13 protein-coding genes are annotated in these 20,371 nt (G+C 40.6%); all 13 read right to left on the minus strand.

Annotated features, from left to right (window positions below; all coding sequences use genetic code 11):
- Positions 1–82 precede the first annotated feature (82 nt).
- Positions 83–3,220: an amylo-alpha-1,6-glucosidase gene (locus EKM82_RS07220; RefSeq protein ID WP_164508165.1), complete on the minus strand. Its 3,138-nt coding sequence runs from the start codon at positions 3,218–3,220 to the stop codon at positions 83–85.
- A 34-nt stretch (positions 3,221–3,254) separates the two neighbouring features.
- Positions 3,255–5,408, minus strand: coding sequence for a glycoside hydrolase family 3 N-terminal domain-containing protein (locus tag EKM82_RS07225; RefSeq protein WP_125767629.1), 2,154 nt, complete (start codon positions 5,406–5,408; stop codon positions 3,255–3,257).
- 32 nt (positions 5,409–5,440) lie between these two features.
- A complete protein-coding gene (locus EKM82_RS07230) occupies positions 5,441–6,259 on the minus strand; it encodes an endonuclease/exonuclease/phosphatase family protein (RefSeq protein ID WP_125767630.1) in 819 nt (272 codons plus the stop codon).
- Between the two features lie 230 nt (positions 6,260–6,489).
- Positions 6,490–8,814, minus strand: a complete 2,325-nt coding sequence (locus tag EKM82_RS07235; RefSeq protein WP_125767631.1) for a glycosyl hydrolase family 65 protein — start codon at positions 8,812–8,814, stop codon at positions 6,490–6,492.
- A gap of 256 nt (positions 8,815–9,070) precedes the next feature.
- On the minus strand, positions 9,071–10,321 hold the full coding sequence (locus EKM82_RS07240; RefSeq protein WP_125767632.1) for a glycoside hydrolase family 27 protein: 1,251 nt from the start codon (positions 10,319–10,321) through the stop codon (positions 9,071–9,073).
- A gap of 44 nt (positions 10,322–10,365) precedes the next feature.
- Positions 10,366–11,808, minus strand: a complete 1,443-nt coding sequence (locus tag EKM82_RS07245) for a glycoside hydrolase family 43 protein (RefSeq protein ID WP_225419684.1) — start codon at positions 11,806–11,808, stop codon at positions 10,366–10,368.
- Positions 11,809–11,846: 38 nt separating this feature from the next.
- Positions 11,847–13,448, minus strand: a complete 1,602-nt coding sequence (locus EKM82_RS07250) for a xylulokinase (RefSeq protein WP_125767633.1) — start codon at positions 13,446–13,448, stop codon at positions 11,847–11,849.
- Between the two features lie 158 nt (positions 13,449–13,606).
- The gene (gene araA / locus EKM82_RS07255) at positions 13,607–15,031 is read right to left on the minus strand and encodes an L-arabinose isomerase (RefSeq protein WP_125767634.1); all 1,425 of its coding nucleotides are present in this window, start codon (positions 15,029–15,031) and stop codon (positions 13,607–13,609) included.
- A 143-nt stretch (positions 15,032–15,174) separates the two neighbouring features.
- Positions 15,175–15,876 (minus strand): L-ribulose-5-phosphate 4-epimerase, encoded by a 702-nt coding sequence (locus EKM82_RS07260; RefSeq protein ID WP_125767635.1) that lies wholly within the window; start codon positions 15,874–15,876, stop codon positions 15,175–15,177.
- A 154-nt stretch (positions 15,877–16,030) separates the two neighbouring features.
- On the minus strand, positions 16,031–17,113 hold the full coding sequence (locus EKM82_RS07265) for a GntR family transcriptional regulator (RefSeq protein WP_125767636.1): 1,083 nt from the start codon (positions 17,111–17,113) through the stop codon (positions 16,031–16,033).
- Positions 17,114–17,265: 152 nt separating this feature from the next.
- Positions 17,266–17,604 carry a PTS sugar transporter subunit IIB gene (locus EKM82_RS07270; protein WP_125767637.1) on the minus strand — a complete coding sequence of 113 codons (339 nt, stop codon included), beginning with the start codon at positions 17,602–17,604 and terminating at the stop codon, positions 17,266–17,268.
- Positions 17,605–17,619: 15 nt separating this feature from the next.
- Positions 17,620–18,831, minus strand: coding sequence for a multiple monosaccharide ABC transporter permease (gene mmsB, locus EKM82_RS07275; protein ID WP_125767638.1), 1,212 nt, complete (start codon positions 18,829–18,831; stop codon positions 17,620–17,622).
- Positions 18,832–18,834: 3 nt separating this feature from the next.
- A complete protein-coding gene (mmsA, locus tag EKM82_RS07280; RefSeq protein ID WP_125767639.1) occupies positions 18,835–20,355 on the minus strand; it encodes a multiple monosaccharide ABC transporter ATP-binding protein in 1,521 nt (506 codons plus the stop codon).
- Between the last annotated feature and the right edge of the window lie 16 nt (positions 20,356–20,371).

Raw genomic sequence — 20,371 nt, forward strand, 5'->3', positions numbered from 1 at the left:
AAAGCTTATTATACGCATTTTGCAACCGATTTCAATAGTATTCTCTAATTATTTTCTTTAAGGTTATCGAAATGCCTTGATATCAATGGTTTATGCTTAGTTTGACTTCTGGTGCAAAACTAATATCTTCCGAAAAAGCGCTCTGGTTAAACGTTTTTCTTGTAGAAATACTGAAGATATCATTTAAAATTGAGCCAATATAAATGCCAGGGCCGCTACTGTATAAACGCCAGCCACCCTTAACTGGAATAGTCTGTGACTTCAAACGATCAAATTCAGTTTGTGCTTGATAGCGATCAGAGAAGTCAGCATCTGAACTAGAAAAATAGGTATTTGCCTGCCGTAGCGCCGCGTTCTTAACTCGAGCTTGTAAGCGAATAGGATTAACTAACTGTAGCAGTTCCCAAGAGGTGGCTTGATCACCATGGGTTGCAATCGCCTCGGCATAACGAATATGTGCATGAACGTATAACAGTCCAATTTCTCGACCAAAATTAGCTGCCTGTTCAGCTCGCTTAAAAATAATACTTGTGCCGCCATGATAAGTTGATGGTTTATCCATTAAGCGGACACCATCTGGAAACAGTAAGTGGGTTTTAATCAGGCTTAAAGCTTGATCTGCTTTATCACCTGTCAGAATCTGACTTAAGACGCCCTGTGATAATGGTAAAAGCCGATAATCAATGCCGGTAATCCCATCTTTAGGATGGATCAAGGGCGTTACCTCATGTTGCGCATTCATTCTAATAAAGCCTGGTAATACTGAATCTTGTTCAAAATATTTCGTGAAATCAGCCATCATATTTTTAGCAAGTTTAGCAGTAAGCTCCTGCAAGTCATGATTTTCAGTAAAGACCTGCTGACACTTACGCATCGTTTCGATGGTTAATTCTTCAGTCCAGGTGCTTGCCATCGTCTGCTTTTGCGCCGGATCTGCTGGTTGCAAGGTATCATCCCAATCACCATCACCATAGGCCGATACATAGGTATCAAACAAGAAATGATCTTGGATATAATCTAATTGCTTTTTAATATGTGCACTTAATGTCGCCTTTTCTTCTGTCATTTTTTTAGTTGTCAATGACATATATGGTAACTGTTCCGTCAAAATACTTTGGTCATTAGTAACTGCTAAATAGTCAGCAACAACCTTTAATGGCCATACAATGACATCGCCGTGACTTTCATCAGCAAACTGATCGCTGTATTCGTCAAACATAAACCATTGTGGCCAATTGCCGTTCTCAACAAACTGATGAGCATACAGCTTTAAAATAATTTGTCGTACTTGTTGATAATGACCAGTACTTAAGAAGAATTCCGTTGGTCCCTGTGAAAGATCACGAGTCCCCCATGCAGCACCACCATATTGTTCAAGACCATGTGGTGACAACAAATGAACTAAGGCATCGTGAGCGAACCAACGCATAATAATGTTGGTTTGTTGAACTTTATCCACTTGATCAATATCGTTTGTGTTGAGTTTAAAGTGTCTTAGAATCTCCTCAAGATAATTACTATGGGCGCTTCGTTCCTGTTTAATATCACAATGAACAAGTTCAGCGTTCTTTAAACCTGTGATAATCTCAAAGCTGTCAGTTTGCTGATAACTTGCAACTAGCTGATCTGTTATTTCATGGTCACTATTTCCGAACAAACTATTCTCGTCTGTAAGTTTTAACTGCTGGCCATGATAGTTGTGATAGTCAATTTGATAACCCAACTGCTTATTTCTCTGCGCAACTAAAGTGCCTGCCGCTGGGGTAATCACAGTCTTAAAGTCTTTTGTTGAAATTTCTGGAGTTGCCCCCATAGTTGTATCATTCAACTGAGTTGTTACTAAAACATCATATTTTCTATTTTGCAATGAGCGAAGCTGCAATGAAATTTGTTGATGCTCACTAGCAGCATCACTGCTGACAATCACGGTGTCATCAGCAAACTTGTAGTACCAGTCGGCGCCATTGTAAGTCATAACGTAAGCTGAAGGTAAGCCTAAAACACGATACTTGCCGGCTACCTTGAGATAAATCCGAGTACCTGTTACTTTAAACAGGTTGTAAGGATCACGAACGTTGGTCGCTAAAATATTCATATTCGTGTTACCAAAAACGATATGCGACTGAAAAATACCAGACATAAACTGTGTCGAAGCCAAAAGTGGCGTTCCCGGAGTAATTGTGCGACCGGCCAAAATGATATTTCCGGTTTGACGTTGCTGTGCTACTTCCTTATTTGGTAAAACAACATGACTATTATCAGCAGTGAAGAATGATAAAATTTGACCATTTTGATCCTTTTCGACCTGCTTTTGATCCATAAATAATTCTTGTAATTCTGCTGATGTATATGCTTTCCCAGCAATAGATTCTGCAAATGGCAATGCTAACTTAGTCGACGCTAATTTTGTTGTTGGCGTAGTTGTCTGGCCAAGTACATCCTGATACGTCTGTTGTAATTTCGGCGAATCAAATAGTAAGGTTTGATTTGCAGCGGGTTGACTGACCTGAAAAGCGTTATAAAACACAACTTCTGTTGTTTTCCCGGTTACTTTAAATGGCTTTGTTCTTAAGGCAGTTAATCCTAATTCGTATTGGTAATTCTTATTTTCTAGTTTCTCTCGTTGCATCGCCACCGGAACATTATTCTGACGGTAAGAAGTACCGAAGAATTGAATGCCATCTGTTGAAAAACTATCTAATGGTGAGAAAGAACCTTCTTGTAGATATGGATAGCCGCCTTTTTGGGCCTGATTCTGTCGAGTAGCAATGGTAATGTGCGAATCTTGCTGACTAATAAAGTGATCTAAATATTGTGAAGCATAGGCCTCATTACTAGTAACAAATCCTTCTTCACCCAAACCAAGATCCTGTGCATAAGTTAAATCAGCTTCAACTTCAGTACTACTCGTCAAATTGATTTGCCAAAACCATTGATCAGCGCCTAAAAGAAGCTTAACTTGATAGGCTATTTGATGAAAGTTGCCTCGCCATAAAACTGTATTATTGCTGTAAGTAACCTGACTATCAGCACTTGGGCCGGTCAAGGGTGTATATTCCCAATGATTCATGGTTTTAATTCGCAAATAAATATTGCTTAGGCTACCATCCAAAGCATTACCCTTGATTTGGTTGACCATAATACCATCATCACTAATTTGGCCAATCGCACCATTATGCAACAAAGTCATCTGTAATCGACCATTTTTTATTTTAGGCATGTTATCCCTCTCTCCATTCATTTCTAAATCTGATTTATTTAATAACAAAAGGTACTGCAACAACATTTTCTGAATCTAGGCCAACCATCAGTGTATATTGTCCCGCATCCACATACTTTTCAAGATTCGTGTGCACTGCGGCGAAACGTTCGCAAGGAATGCTTATTCTAAACTTCTGACTACTATTAGCCGTGATGGTTACCTTATCGAAATCAACTAAGCTCTTAACGGGACGAACAGTTTCACTAACATGTTGATGAACATAAGCTTCAATAACTGTCTTGCCTTGACGAGACGACTGATTTACCAAAGTCACATTTACTTGTAGTTTGCCGTCAGTAGTGATTTGATCAGCTACTATTTCAACGTCTTTAACTTTAATCTCGGCATAGCTGAGACCAAAGCCAAACGGATATAATGGTGAATTCTTTTGGTCGGTGTATTTAGACTGATACTTATTTTCATCGTCTTCAGGTGTATTAGTAATTGGGCGACCAGTACGATAATGATTGTAATAAATGGGTACTTGGCCAACTGACCGTGGGAAAGTCATTGGTAATTTACCACTTGGATTAACTTTACCAAGCAAAATATTACTAATTGCCTTGGCACCACGAGATCCAGGGAACCAAGCAAATACAACTGCATCTGACAATGCATCTACTTCACTTAAGTCCATTGGACGACCAGAAATAATGAGACTGATGATCGGTTTATTTAATTGGGCCAATTTTCTTAATAGCATTAGTTGTTCGTCCGGCAGCTTAATATTGGTTAAACTTGTTGCCTCACCACTCTCGGAACTTGGTAGGCCCAAGGCAACGATAATGACATCCTGCTGCCGTGCAACTGTCACTGCCGCTGCCAATTCTTTTTGATTTAACGAGCGGTAGGCAACGCCTGTGGCAACCTTCAAGTTTGGCATTTCTGCTCCAAGGGCTGATTGAATCGACTCAGTTTCGGACGCTTTACCTTGCCAAGACCAACTACCCAATAAATCACCAGTCTCAGCAACTGGCCCAATTAAAGCGGCCTGTGTGTCTGCAGCTAAAGGTAATGTTTGCCGCTGATTTTTCAATAAAACAATTGATTCTTCAGCTGCAGTTTGTGCTGCTGTTAAATTTGCTGAGGTCTTAATTTCGCTTTGTTCACGTTCTTCTGTGATGCCACGATATGGATCATCAAACAAACCTAATTTATCTTTTAATTCAAGAATTCTGGTGACAGACTCATCAATTAAATCAGCCGTTGTTTGATCTAAGCTAGCCGCCTTTTTTAAATATTTAGAATAAGCAAAAGCCATCATGTCAATATCTACGCCAGCTTTTAGCGCTAGATCGGCCGCCGTCTCCAAATCACCAGCCACACTATGATTGATTAATTCCGCAATGGCATCCCAATCAGAGATAAGTACACCATCAAACTTCAATTCATTTCGCAAAATATCGCGCATTAAATGCTGGTTGGCAGTGGCTGGTACACCAAATAAGGTATTAAATGAGGTCATCACCAACAGAGCCTGTGCATCAACTGCTGCTTGATATGCTGGCAAATATTGTTCTTTAAAACGCCATTCCGAAATATCAACAGTATTGTATTCCCGGCCAGCTTCTGGCGCACCATACGCGGCAAAGTGCTTCACGCAGGCTGCCACATGTTGACCATCTAAATCAGTACCTTGAAATCCGCGAACACTGGCGTCAGCCATCACAGAATTCAAGTACGGATCTTCCCCAGTTGACTCCATTACTCGACCCCAACGTGGATCACGTACTAAATCAACCATTGGTGCAAAAGTAACATGAACACCACCAGCTGCAGATTCTTGGGCAGCTACTTGCGAAGCTATTTTCATCGTTTCTGGATTAAAACTAGCGCCTAATGCTAAAGGAATCGGGAAAATAGTTTGATAGCCATGAACAACATCAGCCATAAATAATAATGGTACTTTTAGGCGACTGTTCTTTAAGTAATCGTGTTGAATCTGACGAACTTTTTTAGCTCCGGAAATTCCTAAAACTGATCCGACTGTATAAACAGTATCAAGTGTTAAATTAGATGATTTCATTGGTCCAGTAATAACGGCTTGACCATCCTGGAAAAAGTCAGCACTCAATTGGATTAATTGTCCAATTTTTTCTTCAATTGTCATTTGCTGCATAATATTCTGTACTTTTTGCGAGCTCATAATAAAACCTACCTTTTTATATAAACGTTTAACTAAATCAATTCAAGATCAGCAATTAATGGCAAATGGTCGGAAGCTGTCGATTTAATTGTTCTGATATCATGAAATTTAATATTAGGTGTCACAATAATATTGTCGATCGTATTCACTTTCATAACGGGATCGATGCCAATAAAAGTATCATGCCAAGTTCCTTGATAACCATTAGCTAACTCAAATTCAGGCTTGAATACTTGCCAATCAGTTGTATTCAAATCAGCGTTGAAATCACCTGTGATCACTTTGTATGGTGTTTTGTCAGCCAATACTGCGGATTTCAATTGCTGCATTTGATTTAATCGTAATTCTAAAAATTCAAAACTCAAATGAGTATTATAGAACGCGACTTGCTTAGTACCTACTTCAAAGACCACTCGTTGATAAGCTCGAGGTTCGATGACTTTTAAACCATATTTAGCGAATAAATCATTACGGACTTGCACTGTCTCTGGTTTGGATTCATTAATATTGGCATAGGCAGCAATTAGTTCAGCCTCGTGTTCTTGACCCAAAGCACCATTATCATAATTCCAGTTATCCGTCTTAAGAAATGGCAGCTGCCCAACAACAGCATTACCATAGCCACCACCACCATAAGGACTTGCAGCGCCAAAATACTGTTGTGGATAAGCCTGAAAATAATCCAAAGTATTATAGGCCACTCCTGAGAAGCGATGATTCTGCCAGTTGATTTCTTGTAATCCAGCAATATCTACATGTTCTTCAACTAATAATCTCGCCTGAGCAACGCTTTTTGCTTGTTGCGACATACAACTAAGATTATAGGTTGCTACCCTAATGCAGTCTTCCATTCAAAAAACTCCTTATCTATGCTAAAAGTGATAAAAACATTTTCAACATTTAGTTTGAGTTATCATCGAAACGTTTCGATTAAAAGTATATAGCGTTTCCAATTGGAAAGCAAACGTTATTTAATAAAACTGAAAATCCTTACTAATAAAAAGGTCATTGACTTAGCTTCTGCTAATTCAGTGACCTTCAAGAATTTTTCAATTTTAAGCTGACGCCTAATCCTATTTAATTAATACGCACAAGTCACGATTTGATGTGGCGCTACCTCAACCACCTGATCCTTGCCTTGAATAATTGAGACGGTTGTTTTGCCTGTGTTATTAATGGCGATTTGTTTGGCGGTAATTTCGAAATTGATTTTATTATCACGCCAGAAAATCGGAAAAGTTAATTTTTGCCACTCATTGGGTAAATGCGGATCAACTCGTAATAAATCACGGTCAATCTGGATGCCCGCAAATCCTTGAATTGTGCTATTCCAGATTTGGGCCATCGCGGCAGCGTGAATCCCAACATCAGAACCAGTTGGATTATCATTCAAATCCACTAGCCCAGCCTGGTGGAAAAGGTCATAGGCTTTATCGGCCTGGTCATTGCGGGCACGAACAACGGCATAACTACCATAAGACAAGGAAGAATCGTGTTGCGTCCGCTCTTCATAATAATCAATATTCGTCGTCACCGCTTTTTGCGTAAAGTAATGGCGAAAGGCTTGCAAAATCAAAACCACGTCGGCCTGCTTACTGATTTGATACTGATTAACGGTATCAATACTCATGTCGCGCAACAAATGATCACCAGCCGGATTTTGAAATTGCGAAGTATTAAAATTCGGCAAAGTCAAAAAAGTATCATTTTCTGGAAGAATGTTATCACTATTAACCTTGGGCAAATAAAAGTCGGCCGTAATGCGCTCAAGATCACGTTGTAGCTGTGGTAAATCAAAGCATTCGGCACAATGAGCATAAGTCGCGGGATGATCTTTCAAATTGGCAATCCATTGTAGGGCATTAACCATATTATAAAAGGCCATATAATTCGTGTAGGCATTATTATCAACGTGCTCCTTATACTCGTCGGGACCAATGACATCACGAATTTCGTAGCGCCGCCGCTTCTCATTGTAGTGAACCCGACTGGTCCAAAAATGGGCGCTATCAAATAAAATTTCTAACCCATGAGTTAAGAAATAATCATCGCCCTCGGGTAAACCGATACAATACTGTAACAAGGTGTAGGCCACATCCGCCGTAATGTGCACCTCAATCTCCCCCGTCCAAATTCTCGACGGTTTGCCAGTATCGATATTGAAGCTGCCCCATTTTGGCGTCGTCTCACCATGAGTAACGTCCGCCGATTCCCAAGGATATTGGGCACCACGATAGCCGTTCGTCACGGCGTTACGACGACTGGCTGGCAGCTGTTGGTAGCGATAATTAACTAAATTACGGGCAATTTTTGGAAATTCATATTGGAAATAAGGAAAAATAAACATATCAGTATCCCAGAAGGCATGACCTTTATAGCCTTCACCTGACAGCCCTTTTGCCGCTATGCTGGTCTGATCATCATCTTTCGCCGTCATGACATGTAAATGATAGCGACCAAAATTCAAAAGTAGCTGGTCCAGCGAATTCGTACTGGTGATTTCAATTGGCACAACTTGCCAAACTTCGCGTTGCCAAGCACGATTGCTTAACAATAAATTTTTCCGATAGCCGTCATCTTTAGCTGCTCGGGCAATGTGTCGAGCGCGATGAAACAGGCTTTCCTGATCATGATAGATTGAATCGCGATCTCGCGAAGTGGTAATTGCTGAAAAAGTCTCGAAAGTAAAAGTGGTATCTTTAGCAAGTTTGAATTGATAAATCTTGTCGATGCGCCGCCGATCAACAGAAGCCGTCACTTTCTCAGGATCTTGGCTCATCTCTGTTAATTGATAAATCACCGCGTCTAAATTACGATCTAGCCCGGAAAATTGATAAGATAAGCCGTCATCTTTTTCATGGCGTTGTTGACCATCAGCAAAATATTGGGTTCCATGATTACCAACTTGGCCATTGATCGAAGTGGTGTAATTCAATTCCGTATCCTGGGCGGGGGTAATTTTAATTTGCGAGACGATCAAATGCTTCTCAGCAAAAGAAGCAAACCGGTGAAATTCGATCTGGTAACGGCGCCCAGCCATTTCCCATTTGGCGACCCGCACACTTTCGCCATTACTGATATTTAAATAACGTTTATAATTCGTTAATTTGCCCCGGGTCAAATCAAATAACTGACCATCCAACTCAATTTCATTACCAACAATATCAGGAAAATTAGGCAGTTCAGGCACCGTACTGCCACCAGCCGTCTGGAAAGTCCCATTGACGAATAACCCACGAACCTGAAAAGGATAGGTCTCTTCGTGGGTCGCACGCAACCCTAAATAACCATTCCCCAGACAAAAAATCGATTCAAACTTTTGTTGATGGGTCACATCAAAAAAGCGTTCATACAGCTTATTCTCACGACCAGTACTATAGGCTAGCAATTGGTTAATATTTTTCATTGTGAAACCGTCCCCTCAGAAGTCAAATTACGCCATTGGCCAATTTCGAAATTACCAGTAATTAATCAGACGTGCTTAGCTATCCTGAGTATATTGGGGAGCTTCCATGAGTGTCAAAACATCAAGCCGAAATTGCGCAACTACTTGTCTGGACTGGAAAAGATAGACAATAGAGAACTAATTTTTAACTCATAAAACAAAAAAATCTCTCTCCAAATCACCAAACTCATGATTCAAAGAGAGAAAATTAGATGGTCTATTTATTCATTCCCAAAAACGCACCATGGCTGGCAATCGTTAGATTCGTTGCGAGGTGCTGATCTTGCTGTCGCCATAAATCAGTTAACGATTGCTGACCTAATTGCGCAACAATTGTTTCTGGTAACTGCCGCTCCTGATCAGCCAAATTAAAAATAGCCAGATAGGTCTTGGTCTCACTATGAGCTAGCCAAACGCGCCAATTGTCTTGGTCGATAATTTCTCGTTGATCGATTAGCGTGTGGTGCATTTCTAAAACTTTCTTGTTTGTCAAAAGTTTTAGAATTTCTGGATCCAAATCAGTGAGCCGTCCGCCAAACATTAGTGGTGATTGGCAAATCGTCCACAGGCTCATCAAACTGTACTGCTCGGCCCGAGTAAATTGACTGACATTTTCTTCACCGTAACAAACGCGGACGTGACCAAAAGGAATCATATCGCAATCAGGCCAATTGCCGGGGCGAATAAATGGTGCCCATTCAGCGGCACGGTCAAACATATTCCGTAAAGCCGCCCAATTATCCCAGAAATCATCCGTGATCCGCCACATATTGGCATTGTTCTGGAAAAAGTGGCCATTTTTCAACGCCGCTGGACCTGGTGATAATGACAAAACCATTGGTCGACCAGCTTGATCAATTGCTTGTCGAATCGCTGCAATTTCTGGCTTATGGGCATCGTGATAGAGCTTAGCATCGGCAATATCATCAACCTTGATGAAATCAACGCCCCAGCTAGCATATAATTCAAATAAAGAATTATAGTATTGTTGGCCAGCCGGTAAGCTAACATCAACACCATACATATCAGAATTCCATTCACAAATATTGTTTAGAGCAATATCGCGAGCGCGCAAATCTGTACCCAAAATTGCGGTGTTCTGTGCCACAGCTTGGCGGGGAATTCCCCGCATCATATGCATCCCAAATTTCAACCCTAAACTGTGCAAATAGTCGCCAATTGGCTTGAAGCCTTGGCCATTAGCGGCTGAAGGGAAGCGTTCCTCAGCCGGAATCAATCGTGAATATTGATCCATGCGTAATGGCGCAAACGTGTGGTAAGCCATGGACTCAGCGGTTGGCTCACTCCACTGAATATCAATTACGAAGTAGTCCCAACCGAATTGTTTTAAATGCTCAGCTTGATATTCGGCTTGAGCACGAACTTGCTTTTCATTAATTGAGGCGCCATAGGCATCCCATGAATTCCATCCCATTGGCGGTGTTTGTGCAAAATCTAAAAATGACATAATTATTGCTCCTTAAGCTCAGCGTTTTGAACGCCGTTATAAAATTATTTAGTCGCTTTGCGCACTAGAAAAAGTGGTTCACCATTTTGATCCGTACCTGTAAAGCACATGGTCTGTTTCTTAGTATACTCATCCCATTGCGAAATGAAATAGCCATGGTACTGATGATTACCAAGCGTCAGCACACTTTCTTGACCAGATTTCTGAAACTGTAATTTAGCAGTCTGATCGGCCTTAACTTGACCATTATTTTTAATAGTTAAATCCTTAGGCTGAGTGATTTTTGCTGAAATAGTTTTACTAAATTGAACTGCCTGATAATCACCAATTATCTGCTGCAAATCATACTTCGTTCTGGTTTCGCCACCATAGCGTAACGGCGTTGTAACGGGCCATCCTTGCTTTGTGAAGAAAAGCTGGTGAACTCGGTCTTGATATGCCTCACCTTGATTAGGAAAACGCGTATGGAAAATCATGAAGTACTTCTGACTACTCGCTTGATAGATAGCAGAGTTATGTCCTGGTGACACATAACCACTGCTATCTGGCTTCTTAGTATCTAAGGTATAGTTACCAATTAATTTAACCCCATACTTGGCAATCGTTTCATCATCGAAAGTAGTCCCGTTAGGCCCGCGAAGCTGGCGAAAATCATGACCTTGCGCATCAACATACGGTCCGTCAGGATTTTTCGAACGGGCAACCCGAAGATTGTAACCACCATCGGCGGCTAAACCACCAAATGATAAGAAGAGATAGTAATAGTCAGTTTGAGCGTTATACAACACATACGGGCCTTCAATACGCAGATGATTGCCACCTAACAGCCGTTTGCCATAGCCTTGGCCCGCCTCGGGTAACCCGGTCTGCTCATTCATTTTTAAAATAAAAATCCCACCAGAATAAGAACCATAGATCATCCACAATTTGCCATTCTTATCATGAAAAGTATGGGGATCAACAACATTCGGCTGTTTAGTGGCGTCATAGCTGGCATCGTCTGCAACGGCGTTTCCTGAGCGCAGGAAAATCCCCTGATCATGATATGGACCAGTAATTTTCTTGGCCTTGGCCATGCCGAGAACTGACGTAGGATTATCTCCTTCGCAGGCACAATAATACATATAATATTGCCCATCAGCCAGTCGCTCAATATCGCCGGCCCACAATGTATCACTATTCGTATCACTAAAGACATCACTTAAATCACTTTGAATATCGGGAAACATTTTTTGATCGGCAACACTGGTCGACAGCTGCTGCCAATGAATGAAATCTTTAGTTTTTGCCGTTTGCATATGCGAACCAATCACATAATACTGGCCGTTGGCGCGAATTACTGAAGGATCATGCACCGAAATATCTGTAAACTTCGGATCCGTTAATTTCTGTTTGACTGCTGCCGGTTTTTGCTGGCAACCGGTTAATAAAAGCGCACACCCAATAATCCCCATTAAAACTAATCGTAGTTTTACCCATTGTTTCATTTGCTCAACCCATTTCTAACTTACTTGGAAATAATTTGTTAGGCTTTGTCTGGTAATACTTCAGCAGCTTTCACAATTGGCAGTCCTGCTTGGTACCGGTCAATGAATTGATCGAAGCCCTGCACGCCATCCGTGTTAGGTGCCAAGGTGCTGCTTGCAGGATTCTGGAAGACGACTCGATCTAAATAGCCAGCCAAATCTTCATCCGACTTTTTAGCAAGCACATATGCTGCTAAAACAGCCATCCCCCATGGTCCACCTTCACCGGCATTTTCCATGACTGTAATTGGCGTATTTAGAGCGTCAGCCAAGACTTGTTGGGCAACGACTGGCGTCCGGAAAATACCGCCTTGGGCAATGAGGACATCTGTGCTAATATGCTCCTCTTTAGTTAAAATATCCATGCCAATTTTCAATGGTGCAAAAGCCGAATACAATTGAGCCTTCATAAAATTGGCTAAATTAAATTGACTGTTTGGCGTCCGCACAAACAAGGGGCGACCTGCCTGAACGTCAGTAATATTCTCACCGGATAAATAGGCATAATTAACCAAGCCACCACCATCAACGGCCGCAGTAGTTGATTCACCAAATAAAGTTGCATAAAGCTGATCTGGTGTCACTTTCTGACCAAGAGCTTGGGCAACTTCACCGAATAAACCAACCCAAGCATTAATATCAGAGGTGCAATTATTAGTATGAACCATGGCGACCGGCGCACCTTCTGGCGTCGTTACCAAATCAATATCACGATGAACTTCATGCAACGGCTGATCCAAAACCACCATTGAAAAGGCCGACGTACCCGCCGAAATATTACCAGTCCGCTTCTTAACACTATTAGTCGCCGTCATACCAGTCCCAGCGTCGCCTTCAGGTGGTGCCATGACTGACCCTGCTTGCAGTTGACCAGTTGGATCAAGTTTTTGGGCACCAGCAGTGGTTAAATGGCCCGCCACTTCACCAGCAACCAAAACTTTAGGTAACAATTCTTTCAAATTAAATTGATAGCCTAAAACATTGGTATAACGTTCAAACTGTTCAATTTTCGTTTGATCATAATTATGACTCGCTTCGTCAATTGGGAACATTCCGGAAGCATCGCCAATCCCGAGGACCTTCTCACCTGATAATTGCCAATGGACATAACCAGCTAAAGTCGTTAGGAAATCGACCTGCTTAACATGAGGTTCTTGATTTAAAATGGCCTGATATAAATGTGCAATACTCCACCGTTGAGGAATATTGAAATTAAATAATTTCGTTAATTGATCACTAGCTTCACCAGTGGTATTATTCCGCCAAGTTCGGAACGGAACCAATTGTTGATTCTGCGCGTCAAAGGCTAAGTAGCCGTGCATCATGGCACTGACCCCAATGGCACCAATCTTAGTGAGTTCAACTTGGTACTGCTCGCTAACCGTTTGTTGCAATTCTTGGTAACTAGCTTGAATCCCCGTCCAAACTTGGTCCAACGAATAAGTCCAAATGCCATCGACGTACTGGTTTTCCCAAGAATAACTGCCGGCCGCTAAAGTTGTGCAATCTTGACTAATGAGGACCGCCTTAATTCTGGTTGAACCTAATTCAATCCCTAAAGTTGTTTGACCATTCTGAATTTCATTTTTAAAATCATGCATTTCATTCACCTGTCTCATGATGTTTTAGTAGTTTTCCTCAAAAAAATGGGCCGGCGCAAAACAAATTGTTTTGAACCAGCCCAAGCTTATTTACGCTAAAATTTGTTGCGGTTAGACAAGAATCTTTGCTTTTCTAGGAGGAGAATTGTCAAAGAATATTACTGAATATCAACAAATTTTAGTTCAAATAACTGTGCTAAATCGGCTAACTGTTGGTTGGTTACTTTCGTTGAGAAGACCGTATGGTGGCCGCCACCATTCTCGATCCATCGAGTGGCGCCCTGTTTCAAACCAGCCTTTGGTACCCAAAGTTGCCGGGCAACTGGTAAGTGTGGTGCTGGTTGATCAGGCTTCATAGCGGTCACAGGATAACCAATCAGGCGATATTCGTCGCCGAAATCAGACATCGTGACATCAATTGCGTCGCCATTAACACCATCGAAAACCAACCGTGCAGGATCTTCCCGATCGCCAATACCTAATGGGTGAACTTCAACCCGTGGCTTCGTGCTAGCCAATGTTGGGTCTACTTCAAGCATATGTGAGCCCAAGATTTGTTCGTGGCCTTTGCGTAAGTCCAACGTGTAATCTTCCATAAAACCAGTGGCTTCGTTATGGCTAACAACTTTCAGTAACCGATCCAATGCAGCGGTCTTCCAGTCGCCTTCACCGGCAAAACCATAGCCTTCGCGGTTTAACAATTGCACTGCTAAGCCTGGTAATTGTTTGATGCCCCAGAGATCTTCGAAGTTAGTAGTAAAGGCTGAATAGCCACCACGTTCAAAGAAACGTTCCATGGCAATTTTTTCTTGTAATTGATAACGAACATGTTCCTTGAAGAATTCAGGGTCATTGTCACCAACAACTAGATCATAACGACTTTCAAGATCAGCATATTCTTTATCGATATCAGCTTCACTGACTTGTTTCATTTCAGCAACTAAATCGCCAATTCCGAAGTAATCAACCGTCCAGCCGAATTGAATCTGCGCTTCGATTTTATCGCCTTCAGTCACGGCAACATTACGCATGTTGTCGCCAAAACGAGCAACTTTGATCTTGAAGCTTTCGTTAAAACCAACGGCAACATCCATCCAGTCAGCAATTTCATGCTGAACTTCTTCATCGCCCCAGAAACCATAAACAACTTTATTATGCTTACGTAACCGAGCGTTGATGAAACCATATTCGCGATCACCATGAGCACTTTGGTTCAAGTTCATGTAATCCATATCAATGGTTGACCAAGGAATATCGTTGCGGAATTGAGTGGCTAAGTGCAGTAATGGTTTTTGTAATAATTTAGTCCCACGGATCCAGTTCTTGGCTGGCGAGAAAGTATGCATCCAAGTGATGACACCGGCAACTTCATCGTTGAAGTTAGCCTCTTTCATAGCTGAAGTGATTGTTTCAGCATCAATGGCCACCTCTTTAAATTCAACGGGATAAGGTAATTGCTTGCTGTCGTTTAGACTAGCAACAATTTGCCGCGCATCCTTTTCAACAGCCTTTAAATCATCTTCGCCATAAAGCGCTTGACTACCAACAATAAACCAAAATTTATATTCAGGTACAGCTAACATATAAAAATCTCCTTTTTAATAAGTTGTGAGAGGTGGTGAACTTTTGGCGTAGCGTAATTTCAAATATCTGATTAAGCGACGCATGTCGATTGAGCAGATATTTAAATTAGGCATAGCCTTTTGTCACTCCGAACACGTTTCAGCTACTTTTTCTGGCCATAATACGCATTGGCACCGTGTTTCCGAAAGTAATGTTTGTCTAGTAAATACTGGGGTACTGAAACGTCGCCATGACCTTGTAATTGCATAGTATGATAGGCCATTTCGGCGCTCACTTCCAAAACCTTGGCGTTGTAGACAGCTTTTTCAGCAGTGGCGCCCCAAGTGAAGGGACCATGATCTTGAACCAAGACTGCGGGCACATCCATCGGTTTTAGGCCGCGTTCTTTAAATGTGCGCACAATGACTTTACCAGTATTCTCTTCGTAGTCGTTTTCAATTTCTTCTTTGGTCAACGCGTCTGAAACTGGCACCGGACCGTAGAATGTATCAGCGTGGGTTGTTCCTGTTGCCGGCAAATCCATGCCTGCTTGGGCAAAAGAAACCGCCCATGGTGAATGAGTATGAACGATCCCACCTAATTCAGGATAAGCATTGTAAAGAACAGTATGTGTTGGTGTGTCACTGGAAGGATTTAATTTGCCTTCAACAACTTTCCCGTTTAAATCGACAACAACCATATCGTCAGGCGTCAACTTATCATAATCAACACCAGAAGGTTTGATGACAAACAACCCCTTGTCGCGGTCAATCGCGCTGACGTTGCCCCAAGTGAAAGTAACTAAATCATACTTGGGTAACAGCATATTGGCTTCGTAAACTTCTTTTTTTAGATTTTCTAGCAATTTCCTAACTCCTTTACTATCAAAATCAATCCTGTTGGCTAAAAATTGAATTCATTTTTATCGCCGCTAAAATTATCGGGTAACAAAAAGAATCTCCATGTAATTGCTTACATAAAGATTCTAGAATATTTGTCCGTATAAGTCAATGGCTATTTTATTTATCTGTTATATTTCTGATCGATTTGCGCATAACTAGCTCTGGTGGATAAATAACTGACTCGACCGGCTTATGATTAATCATTGTCAGCATCAATGCCCCAGCATCATGACCCATTTTTTCTTTAGGATGGGCCATTGTTGTCAGCGCAGGATCCACAAAGGCCGACAACTGATAATCATCAAATCCAACAATTGATAAATCATGTGGCACCTGTAAATGCAACGATTTAGCAAAAGCAATTAGCTGAATTGCTAACTGGTCGTTGTAACAAACAACCGCAGTTGGCCGATCATCCCGTTGTAAAATTGCCGCCACGCGTTTGAAAACTGTCTGCATATTATCCTTGGTCTGGAACATTAAAATTTCACTAAAAGCCGACTGTGCAGAATGCTGCTGATAAGATTTAATATAGCCATTCATGCGATGAATTCCTTGCAAATCATCTGTTTTAAAAATCCCTAAAATTCGCTGATGGCCTTCAGTAAAAAGTTGATTGGTCAACAACTCGGCCCCTTTGGTATCAGCCACCTCAACATAAGGAAAGTTTAACTCTTCATAGTGGGCATTAATAAAAAGAACTGGCATTCTCAACGTCTGTAACTTTTGATAAAGATCAAAATTTTCCTGATTAATGGCACTTTGCGTCGGTTCAATAATTAATCCTGAAAGATTATTCTCCATCATCTTTAACAAGCTGGCTCGCTCTTTACGCGGATCATTTTGCGTGTTGCTTAACAGTAATGAATAGCCATTATTAGAAATCGTCCGATCAATCCCCGTAATAATATTTGGGAAAATATAATTGGCAATATGTGTGGTGATCACGCCAATCATTTTATTCTTCAGCGTACGACTTTCTTGCTTTTCCCAATCGTCAACAAAAATACCACCGCCCTGAATCCGGTAGACATAATGATCATTCTCCAGATCACCAATTGCCCGGCGAACTGTGTAACGACTGACTTTGAAGGACTGCATTAGCTCTGATTCAGTAGGTAGTTTGTCATTGACGGCATACTTCCCCGCCAAAATATCTTCTAATAATTTCTTTTTGATTAATTCATATTTGGTTGGCATATTTCTTCCTTATCATACTTCACGATTGTTTATTAATTATAAAGGTTAGTATAGACGGGAAAAAGTGTTTTTTCAATAAATTACATCAATTAATAATTTATACGGATAAAAAAAATTCTGAACCAGATTTTACTTGGTCAGAATCTTTTTAACTATATTTCTACTTTTAGTAACTTCATACTATCGGCTAGCACCGCTTCACCATTCAAAGTCTGATAATCTTCATTAGAAATTAACTTATAAGGAACTTTTTTATATGTCAGATAATCCCTCAGACGTTCAATTTCGTATTTCGATTGTGGACCAATTAGCAACGCATCAACTGGTTCATTTTGAAGAATTTGATCAGCAAGAATTGCCGGGGCAGAATAAACATGTACACTTAAATGGTGTGCATCTGCCGCTGATTGAACATTCTTAACTAGTAGTCCAGTTGTAATCCCTGCTGTACAAATAAGTAAGATATGTTTAACATGCTGTGACTCTTCCATTCGTATTCACCTCAACTATGCAACCTTTTTGCGTTTATTATATACATCCAGTACTACGGCCAAAAGAAGGATTAGACCTTTAATTGCTTGTTGCCAGTCAACGCCGACACCCATGATGGACATCCCATTATTCAAGACACCCATTACTAAACCACCGACAATGGCACCTAGAATAGTCCCAATACCACCAGAAGTGGATGCACCACCGAAGTAAACAGCAGCCATCGCATCTAATTCTAGTGAAGTTCCTGCTTGTGGTGTTGCCGCATTTAGTCGGGCAGCTAATACTAGTCCAGCTAGCGCTGCCATAACTCCCATATTTACAAAAACCCAAAAAGTAATTTTCTTAGTCTTAATTCCTGATAGTTCAGCTGCTTTTTTGTTACCACCAGTTGCATAGATCTGACGTCCAGGGACGGTTTTATTTGTTAAAAATCCGTAGGCAGCTACAATCACACCTAAGATAATTAAAATAACTGGGTAGCCTGAATAGGCCGCAAAAATATACGTAACGCCAATAACAATCACACCGGTAAAGATAGCTTTAAAAGCAAAAGCATAAATTGACTCAACTTCGAATAAATTACTCTTATGATGCTGCCGTGCGCGCCATTGAGAATAAATTAATACAGCAGCTAAGAGAATACCAATAATCATTGTCAAATAGTGTAGATGTTCACCACCGGCAATATCTGGCAAATAACCTGTGGCCATTTTTTGAAACACTTTGGGAAAAGGAGCCAGTGATTGACCACCAAGAACTACTTGGGTCAATCCCCGAAACATTAATAAACCAGCTAAAGTTACAATAAAGGCTGGAATACCAACATGAGCTACCCAAAAGCCCTGCCAGGCACCAATTAACGCACCTACGGCTAAACAAGCAATGATGGTTACCCAGGGATTCATCTTATTGTTAACCATCATGATACCAGCAATCGAGCCAACAAAGGCCATAACTGAACCAACTGATAAGTCAACGTGACCTAATAGAACAACTAATAACATTCCTGCCGCTAAAATAAGAATATGACTATTTTGTAAAACTAAGTTAGTGACATTCAATGGCCGCCAGAAAATACCGCCAGTCATCACCTGAAACGCAATCAACAAAACAATCAAAATAATAACCATGCTATAACGACTGAAAATATCCATTACTTTATCTTTTATGTTCATTTTTTTCTTGTCAGCTTTTACTTCATGAACTTCATGTGTTGTCTCCATTGTCTACGCCTCCATGGTCATCAGACTCATTAATGTTTCTTGATTTGCATCTTTTCTAACAACTTCACCGGTCATTTTTCCATTGCTCATTGTATAAATACGATCACACATACCAATTATTTCTGGAAGTTCTGAAGAGATTATGCAGATACTCTTGCCAGATGCAGCCATCTCTTCAATAATCGTATAAATTTCATACTTTGCACCGACATCAATTCCTCGAGTGGGCTCATCCAAAAACAGAATATCTGGCTCAGTCATTAGCCATTTCGCTAAAACTACTTTTTGTTGATTACCACCACTTAAACTACCTACATTTTGAAAAATTGAGGTGTATTTCGTCGACATTTTTTCATTCAATTTCTCAGCTGTTTTTATCTCTTGATCTTTATCTAAAATGCCGTTTTTACTAATTTTATTTAAACTAGCTACAGAAGTGTTCTCTCTGATATCCATTAATAAATCCAGACCTAGCTCTTTACGATCTTCAGATACATAAGCCAAACCATTATTGATTGCATCGGCCACATTTTTAACTGAGATTTCTTGACCATTTTTATAGACCGTTCCCTGGATCTCTTGACCATAAGAATGGCCAAAAATACTCATGGCAAATTCAGTTCGACCAGCCCCCATCAGTCCAGCAATTCCAACGATTTCTCCACGCTTAATGTTAAAGTCCTTAACATTATCAACAACACGGTTAGTATCAACGGGATGGTGAACCTGCCAATCTTTTACTTCAAAGTAAACATCACCAATTTTGGGATGACGATCAGGGAAACGATTGGTTAACTCACGACCAACCATGCCACGAATAATACGATCTTCACTGATTTCTTCATGATCTAAAGTCTCAATAGTTTTACCATCACGAATAATTGTAATTCGATCAGCTACATTAACAATTTCGCTCAATTTATGCGAGATGATAATCGATGTGATTCCTTGCTTTTTAAACTCACGAATTAAATCCAGAAGATTTGCACTTTCCTCTTCATTAAGCGCTGCTGTTGGTTCATCTAGAATCAATAATTTAACCGATTTAGAAAAAGCCTTAGCAATTTCAACTAGCTGTTGTTGCCCAACACCAATTTGAGAAATTAGCGTATTAGGACTCAATTTTAGACCGACAGTTTTCAAAAGATTAGTTGTTTTCTTCTCAGTCAAATCCCAATCGATCACGCCGTGCTTGGCTTGTTCATTGCCTAAGAAAATATTCTCTTTGACTGATAAATAAGGGCTGAGTGCCAGTTCTTGATGAATAATAACAATTCCTTTATTTTCACTGTCGCCTAAGTCTTTAAACTTACAAATATCACCGTTATAAACGATATCACCATCATAACTACCATATGGGTATAAGCCGCTTAAAACATTCATTAAGGTGGATTTCCCAGCACCATTCTCACCACATAATCCGTGAATTTCACCACGTTCAATATTTAAATTCACTTGATCTAGGGCACGAAAGCCTGAGAACTCTTTAATAATATTTTTCATTTCTAAAATGTAGTCTGCCATATACTCTCTGCCTTTC

The organism is Lapidilactobacillus wuchangensis (assembly GCF_003946645.1).
In the GTDB taxonomy this organism is placed as follows: Bacteria; Bacillota; Bacilli; order Lactobacillales; family Lactobacillaceae; genus Lapidilactobacillus; species Lapidilactobacillus wuchangensis.

Coding starts and splice junctions, on each gene's coding strand:
- EKM82_RS07220 (WP_164508165.1), bottom strand. CDS start 3,220: ATGCCTAAAATAAAAAATGGTCGATTACAGATGACTTTGTTGCATAAT.
- EKM82_RS07225 (WP_125767629.1), bottom strand. CDS start 5,408: ATGAGCTCGCAAAAAGTACAGAATATTATGCAGCAAATGACAATTGAA.
- EKM82_RS07230 (WP_125767630.1), bottom strand. CDS start 6,259: ATGGAAGACTGCATTAGGGTAGCAACCTATAATCTTAGTTGTATGTCG.
- EKM82_RS07235 (WP_125767631.1), bottom strand. CDS start 8,814: ATGAAAAATATTAACCAATTGCTAGCCTATAGTACTGGTCGTGAGAAT.
- EKM82_RS07240 (WP_125767632.1), bottom strand. CDS start 10,321: ATGTCATTTTTAGATTTTGCACAAACACCGCCAATGGGATGGAATTCA.
- EKM82_RS07245 (WP_225419684.1), bottom strand. CDS start 11,808: ATGAAACAATGGGTAAAACTACGATTAGTTTTAATGGGGATTATTGGG.
- EKM82_RS07250 (WP_125767633.1), bottom strand. CDS start 13,448: ATGCATGATTTTAAAAATGAAATTCAGAATGGTCAAACAACTTTAGGG.
- araA (WP_125767634.1), bottom strand. CDS start 15,031: ATGTTAGCTGTACCTGAATATAAATTTTGGTTTATTGTTGGTAGTCAA.
- EKM82_RS07265 (WP_125767636.1), bottom strand. CDS start 17,113: ATGCCAACCAAATATGAATTAATCAAAAAGAAATTATTAGAAGATATT.
- EKM82_RS07270 (WP_125767637.1), bottom strand. CDS start 17,604: ATGGAAGAGTCACAGCATGTTAAACATATCTTACTTATTTGTACAGCA.
- mmsB (WP_125767638.1), bottom strand. CDS start 18,831: ATGGAGACAACACATGAAGTTCATGAAGTAAAAGCTGACAAGAAAAAA.
- mmsA (WP_125767639.1), bottom strand. CDS start 20,355: ATGGCAGACTACATTTTAGAAATGAAAAATATTATTAAAGAGTTCTCA.